Source organism: Rhodoblastus sp. (assembly GCF_019449565.1).
Lineage (GTDB): Bacteria > Pseudomonadota > Alphaproteobacteria > Rhizobiales > Beijerinckiaceae > Rhodoblastus.
The window spans coordinates 21,721-27,948 of record NZ_JAGRPM010000087.1; the positions used below are offsets into that span (position 1 = coordinate 21,721).

Annotated in this window: 7 protein-coding genes and 1 pseudogene; 2 read left to right on the plus strand and 6 right to left on the minus strand. The window is 60.0% G+C overall.

The window, feature by feature from the left end; genetic code table 11:
- Positions 1 to 3: 3 nt before the first annotated feature.
- From QZ409_RS20360 to QZ409_RS20380, 5 genes are all read right to left on the minus strand, one after another.
- Positions 4 to 786 (minus strand): CbbQ/NirQ/NorQ/GpvN family protein, encoded by a 783-nt coding sequence (locus QZ409_RS20360; protein ID WP_296715029.1) that lies wholly within the window; start codon positions 784 to 786, stop codon positions 4 to 6.
- A 44-nt stretch (positions 787 to 830) separates the two neighbouring features.
- On the minus strand, positions 831 to 2,189 hold the full coding sequence (locus QZ409_RS20365) for a cbb3-type cytochrome c oxidase subunit I (protein ID WP_296715031.1): 1,359 nt from the start codon (positions 2,187 to 2,189) through the stop codon (positions 831 to 833).
- A 137-nt stretch (positions 2,190 to 2,326) separates the two neighbouring features.
- On the minus strand, positions 2,327 to 2,782 hold the full coding sequence (locus tag QZ409_RS20370; protein ID WP_296715033.1) for a cytochrome c: 456 nt from the start codon (positions 2,780 to 2,782) through the stop codon (positions 2,327 to 2,329).
- Between the two features lie 67 nt (positions 2,783 to 2,849).
- Positions 2,850 to 3,242 carry a hypothetical protein gene (locus QZ409_RS20375; protein WP_296715034.1) on the minus strand — a complete coding sequence of 131 codons (393 nt, stop codon included), beginning with the start codon at positions 3,240 to 3,242 and terminating at the stop codon, positions 2,850 to 2,852.
- 4 nt (positions 3,243 to 3,246) lie between these two features.
- Positions 3,247 to 3,777: a cytochrome c oxidase subunit 3 family protein gene (locus tag QZ409_RS20380; RefSeq protein WP_342394861.1), complete on the minus strand. Its 531-nt coding sequence runs from the start codon at positions 3,775 to 3,777 to the stop codon at positions 3,247 to 3,249.
- 305 nt (positions 3,778 to 4,082) lie between these two features.
- On the opposite strand from QZ409_RS20380, the gene QZ409_RS20385 reads away from it, so the two are divergent.
- Positions 4,083 to 4,697: a cache domain-containing protein gene (locus QZ409_RS20385; protein WP_296715036.1), complete on the plus strand. Its 615-nt coding sequence runs from the start codon at positions 4,083 to 4,085 to the stop codon at positions 4,695 to 4,697.
- A gap of 400 nt (positions 4,698 to 5,097) precedes the next feature.
- Positions 5,098 to 5,538, plus strand: coding sequence for an aldo/keto reductase (locus QZ409_RS20390; RefSeq protein WP_296715038.1), 441 nt, complete (start codon positions 5,098 to 5,100; stop codon positions 5,536 to 5,538).
- Between the two features lie 471 nt (positions 5,539 to 6,009).
- Here QZ409_RS20390 and QZ409_RS20395 read toward each other — a convergent pair.
- A pseudogene (locus QZ409_RS20395) lies at positions 6,010 to 6,144 on the minus strand (IS3 family transposase); the annotation flags it as partial.
- Positions 6,145 to 6,228: the final 84 nt, after the last annotated feature.

The window sequence follows — 6,228 nt, forward strand, 5'->3', positions numbered from 1 at the left end:
GCCTCAGCCGAGGGTGACTTTGACGAGATCGAGCAGGCCGGCCTTCACGTCCGGATCGTCGCTGAGCGGTTCGATCAGGGCGGCTTCAATGGCGAGGTCGCGTTTCATGCCGTCGACCATCAGGCTGGCGCAGGCGACGAGCAGGCGCGTCGAGGCGCCTTCTTCGAGATCCTGCCCCTTGAGCGCCCGAAGGCGCCCGGCGAGGCGCACCAGCGTCTTGCATTGTTCGAGATCGAGCCCGGTTTCGCGCGACACGATGGAGGCTTCGACGTCGGGTCTTGGATAGTCGAAGGCGATGGCGACGAAGCGCTGGCGGGTCGAGGGTTTGAGGGTTTTCAGCACCGACTGGTAGCCGGGGTTGTAGGAGATCACCAGCATGAAGTCGTCGGGCGCGTGGAGCGTTTCGCCGGTGCGGTCGAGCGGCAGGATGCGCCGGTCGTCGGTGAGCGGATGCAGCACGACCGTCACGTCCTTGCGCGCCTCGACCACTTCGTCGAGATAGCAGATGCCGCCCCGGCGCACGGCGCGGGTCAGCGGGCCGTCGGTCCAGATCGTTTCATTGTTCTTGATGAGGTAGCGGCCGGTGAGGTCGGCGGCTGTGAGGTCGTCGTGACAGGCGATGGTGTCGAGGCCGAGGTCGAGCTTCGCCGCCATGAAGGCGACGAAGCGCGTCTTGCCGCAGCCGGTCGGCCCCTTGAGCAGGATGGGGAGGCGGCGTCGAAACGCCGCCTCGAACAAAGCGCATTCCTGGCCTTGCGGCTGATAGAAGGGAAGGGAAGCGCTCATTTCTCTTTCCATTACGACAGCTGCGAGGCTCATGGCGCTTTCCTTTATTCGGCGGCGGCGCGGGCGGCGGCGCCAATGCGTTCGATCGCTTCCGCGGATCGCGGAACGAGCAGCGAATAGATGAACAGCAGCGCGCCCAGCACCGTCACCGCGCCCGCGCCGAAACGCATGATGTAGAACAGGCCGAGCTGGTCCTGCGCGTCCATGTAGCTCATGCCCATCACCCGCTCGAGATGGGTCTGCAGCACGCCCGCGAAAGTCAGCGAGACCGTCATGAACACCACGCCGCCGGAGAGAACCCAGAAGCTCACCATATTGAGCACCTGATTATAGGGCGCGCGATTGAAGAGCTGCGGGAAGGCATAGGTCATGATCGCCAGATTGAGGCAGACATAGGCTCCGTAGAAGGCGAGATGGCCATGGGCCGCCGTAACCTGCGTGCCGTGGGTGTAGAAGTTCACGCCATGCAGGGTGTGCAGGAAGCCCCAGACGCCGGCGCCGAAGAAGGCCAGCACCGAACAGCCCAGCGACCACAGCAGCGCGGCCTTGTTGGGATGATCGCGGCGGCCCTTCCACACCATCGTGAAGGTGAAGAGCACCATGCCGAAGAAGGGCACGATTTCCAGCGACGAGAAGATCGAGCCGATCCACTGCCAATAGCCCGGCGCGCCGATCCAGTAATAATGGTGGCCGGTGCCAAGGATGCCGGAAAACAGCGCGGTGGCGACAATGACATAGAGCCATTTCTCGATCACTTCGCGGTCGACGCCGGTCATCTTCAGCATCAGGAAGGCGAGGACAGAGGCCATCACCAGCTCCCACACGCCTTCCACCCACAGATGGACGACATACCACCAGAACATCTTGTCTTCCGACAGATTGGCCGGGTTGTAGAGCGAGAACAGGAAGAAGACGGCGATGCCCCACAGGCCGAGCAGCAGCACATTGGTGATCGCGGTCTTGCGCCCCTGCAATACCGTCATCGTGATGTTGAACAGGAAGATCAGCGCCGCGACGATGATGCCAAGCTTCACCCACAGCGGCTGCTCCAGATAGGAGCGCGCGTCATTGGCGACGACGTGGAACAGATAGCCCGCCACCGCCGCCAGAGCGCCCAGAAAGAAAATGGCGAACTGGATATAGGCGAGTTTGGGCGAATAGATCTCGCGCTCGGCTTCTTCGGGAACGAGATAATAGGCGGCGCCGAAAAAGCCGAGCAGCAGCCAGACGATCAGCGCATTGGTGTGGATCATGCGGATGACGTTGAACGGCAGCACGTCGGCCAGGAAATTCGGTAGGACATAGACGAGACCGCCGAGAAGTCCGAACGAGACCTGCACGGCGAAGATGAGCATGGCGCCAAGCCAATAAGTCTTGGCGATGCTTTGGGTTTGGTATGGCATCAAAACCTCCGCAAAAAGTTAGAATCCAAGCTGGCTGTCGTCACGGACGACAGGCGGCCCGCGCCGACTGGCGCGGCGGCGGCTGATGCCGCCGGGCGGCTTCGACTTCCGCTTGTCGGCAGTCGAAGCCAACAAATTCAGTTGGACTTGGGGCGGGGCGGCCAGCCCTGCGTGTTGGTCCGGCTCGCCCAGGCGAGGAAATCGGCGAGTTCGTCGAGTTCGGTTTCGCTCAGGTTGAATTGCGGCATCTGGCGGCGCCCCTGAGCGCCGGACGGCTGCGCCTTCATCCAGTCCTTGATCATCTGATGCGCGCCCGCGGGGTCTTTGTCGCCGCCCCAGCGCTTGAACACGTCGCCGACTTCCGGCGCGAAACGCGCGCCTTCGCCATAGATCGTGTGGCAGTCGAAACAGGCGTTGCGCTCCCAGACGCGCTTGCCGCGTTCGACCGAGTCGGTGAGATTGGCCTGGTCCGTGCCCTTGGTCAGGATGTAATGACGGCTGTGAACCGTCAGCCCGACAAAGATGACAAAGAAGAACAGCGACCCGCCGTAGAAAATGTTGCGGGCCGTGGATTTGGTGAGAACGTCACTCATTCGTTTCCTCCGGCAGATTCTGCTACTAAAAACTAGGCGGCCCTTCGCGCGGGCTCCTTAACCAAAGTCAACTGGCGCCCCGCTTGCGCGTTTCTGTTTGCCCTGTCGCAAGCAACGGAAGGAAATGAGCCGCGGGTCCTTGCGAAAGCTCCGCCGCCATCGGTTGCTTCGATGACGCTCCATGCGTCGATGTCGTAAAGATGAGGAACGAGGTGGCGACAACTGCAAGTATGACTATTACCGCGCTGACGAATCCCGCCCGAGCTGCAGGTACGGCGCTCAATCCAAGATAGGAACCAAGGACGATCCGCGATTTCCAGGCGGCAACGGCGGCTATCGTCACGATCCACAATGGACCAAGGCGCGAGGCGTGGACGACATCCCCGGCGATTGCCATAACCAAGGTCAAGGCCATCAGCGCGCCCCAGGCTGCGAGCAAAGAACGGACGGATGCGCTCATCGATTTACCTCAACAGATAGAAGCAGGGGAACACCATGATCCAGACGAGATCGACCATGTGCCAAAAGGCTGTGCCGCTCTCGATATTTTCGACTGTGTCGAAACGCGCCACGGTCGCCATGATCGCCAGGCCCAAGACGACATGCAGCGCGTGAAATCCGGTGACGAGAAAATAAAGCGTAAAGAACGGGCTTGAGTCGATGTCATTGCCGGCCGCGAGCTCGCTCGAATATTCGAGCCCTTTGACGACAAGGAACACAATACCGAGCACGCCCGCGCCGGCGAGACACCAGCGGGCTCGGCGACGCAGTCCCTTTCGCCGCGCTTCATTCGCCAAAGCCGCAAAAAGACCGCTTGTCAGCAAGGCAGCGGTGTTCACAGTTCCCGCCAAGCGATCAAGTTGATCCTGGGCCGCGGCAAAACCCGCTGGGTCTTTGGCGCGCGCTCCGGCATAGCCCATCAACGCCAAGCCGAATACCGCCAGCTCGGAAGCGATCAGCACCCACATCAAAGGATTGCCGGGAAGCTCAGACAATGGGCCCCAGCCGGAACCATATCGACGAACCTCGCTCCCTCGCCCAGGGACGTCACATGCTTCGCTCATTCTCAGCCCCTGACCGCGGTGCGATCAATGCAGCGGCTGGGCCGCCAGAACTTTGTTGTGGAACAAACTCGCGCGACTAATGCGCTTCACAACCGCGATGATCAGACTCATTATCTTTGCGCAAACGGCAGCACCGCGAATGAGGTCTGAAACTATTCGAGCCCGCCAGTGGCGTCTCCAACAACGGTCGTGTTCGGCTTATTTCTGACCATCCTGATCAGGTCGACGACCGTCTTATGACGACCCGAAAGCGTCGTTCAGCCGCCAGGACGCACCGAAATCGCACGACCAAGGCAGCAAAATTGCCGCTGCGAACGACTTCACCACGCCCGAAAGGCAAAAAAAAGCGCAATCACGGAGGAAATGACATGTTACGCAAAATCATCATTGCTGCGGCGTCTGGCGCGGTCCTTGCGCTTTCGCCGGCGGCTTTCGCTCAGCAGACGGAGGGATTGGCAAATGAACCCGCAGCGAAGGCCATGCTCCTGAATGTAGTCACCGAGGTGAAAGTCAATAGGGAGCAGGCATTCGATATGTTCAACCAGGGCGGGGGGAGGTTCCTGAACGGCGATATCTATGTGTTTTGCAACAATGTTGGCAACGGCAAATTCGTGGCCATGGGCAACGCCAATGCGAAGGAATTGCTCGGCCAAGACGTAAGGACCTTGAAGGACGCCACGGGCAAGGCCTTTGGCCAGGAAATTTACGCTGCGGGACAGAAGCCGGAAGGTGAGATCACCGAGGTCAGCTACCTGTTTGCAAAGCCGACCGACCCAAAGCCAGCGGCCAAGACAAGTTTCGTGACGAGGGTGGACGACGATTTCGCCTGCGGCGTGGGCTATTACAAGTAGATCGCCTGCCGGGACCGAGCGGCGCTGCGATGGCTACCCAGCATGAAGCAGTCCTTGAAGCGATGATAGCTTCCCGCCCATTTTTGACTTTCGGTTTTCTGGTTTCCCTCGAACGGGGCCATTTCCGGAGGCGATCTCGACTGGTTCCAAGCGTCCGAGTCTGACCACCAAATATGGCGGCAGGAACACAAACCGGATCGACAAGGTTCGATCGAATAGGCGATACACCGGCAGATCGGCGAAGTCGGCCGCCAGATGCTGCGCCGCAATGTATCCTTTCGCAAAATATGCAGCGCAGCATAATTTAATTTTGTGAGGTGCGGGCCCCACGGCCTCATCGCCCTCCTTGGGCGTTTCCTCTCTAGACTTAGGCGAGGCCGGCCTCGCGCAATAGCGAGGCATGGAAATGCCGGGGCGGATGCAAACCCCAACGGCGGCCTTGCTCTGGATCATCCGGATCGGCGATGTCGTCGGCCTGCGCCAGCCTCTCCAGACTACATGCGCCGCCCGGATAAAACCGGCGTCGCTGCAAAACCGCTTTCACGCCAAGACGCATTATGACCGGGCGCTCCGGGCTTTTTGCTGCAACAAAAACATTGTTTATCAAAGTTTCTGGACCCTGACCGCCGATCCACAAATCCTCGCCGCGCCAGCTGTGACCGTAACCGCGGAAAAATACGGCCGCACCCCTGCCCAAGTGTTTTTCCGTTATTTGACGCAAAGCGGCACGGCTTGCCTGACAGGGACCTCCTCGCCGGAGCATATGGCGCAGGATTTGGCCATTTTCGATTTTTGCCTGACGGCAAGGGAAGGCGAGGCAATTGGGGCGCAGTTGAAATGACTTTGTCGAGGACGCACTATGAGTTAACCGTAACGTCTGGACAAAAGAGTCCGAACAATTCAGACTCGATTCAATTGGCCCAGTCGGCATGGACCCGCTCATTTTTCGGCTGTGGTTGAAATCTCAGGTACACGAGCAGCGCCGAAGGACCGCTTTGAGCAATTGCGAACCCCTGGTCCAGCGGGCGATGAATGTCTCAAACGGGTCATTTGCGACGGTCACGACAGTTTTCGCTTTGACCGCTAGGCGGCAGGTCCGGACATTGCCGGGCGCAATGACGATTTTCCGGATTCGCCCTAAAAGCGGCCAGTCGCGGAACTTGCTGGGCGGGTCGATTGAACGCTCGAACTTTCCATTTACTCATACCCAAGTTCGGGATGACGATGGATCGCCTCTTCGACGCTGCCGCTCTTTAGTTCGGAGCGACGAGGCGCTACTGGCCGGCCCCCATTGGGTGGTCCGGTTTGAATGTTAGTGCAAGACGAGCCGCGGCGCCAATGCCGGGGTGGCCGGCGAAGCTGGTCCGGATTGCGCAGCCGGCCATAGAAGGGCTTCTGGAGCGGGCGGTTTATAGCCCAGGGCCGAATGCGGCCTGACCTCGTTATACAACCCGATTTGAGAAGACCCACGGGACCGTTAGCCGGAAGGTCTTGTACGCGCTTCACCCCTGGTTCGGGCAGGACGTGTTCG

Bases quoted from the DNA above. Each gene is read 5' to 3' on its own strand.
- QZ409_RS20360 (WP_296715029.1), bottom strand. From the start codon at position 786: ATGAGCGCTTCCCTTCCCTTCTATCAGCCGCAAGGCCAGGAATGCGCT.
- QZ409_RS20365 (WP_296715031.1), bottom strand. From the start codon at position 2,189: ATGCCATACCAAACCCAAAGCATCGCCAAGACTTATTGGCTTGGCGCC.
- QZ409_RS20370 (WP_296715033.1), bottom strand. From the start codon at position 2,782: ATGAGTGACGTTCTCACCAAATCCACGGCCCGCAACATTTTCTACGGC.
- QZ409_RS20375 (WP_296715034.1), bottom strand. From the start codon at position 3,242: ATGAGCGCATCCGTCCGTTCTTTGCTCGCAGCCTGGGGCGCGCTGATG.
- QZ409_RS20385 (WP_296715036.1), top strand. From the start codon at position 4,083: ATGACGACCCGAAAGCGTCGTTCAGCCGCCAGGACGCACCGAAATCGC.
- QZ409_RS20390 (WP_296715038.1), top strand. From the start codon at position 5,098: ATGGAAATGCCGGGGCGGATGCAAACCCCAACGGCGGCCTTGCTCTGG.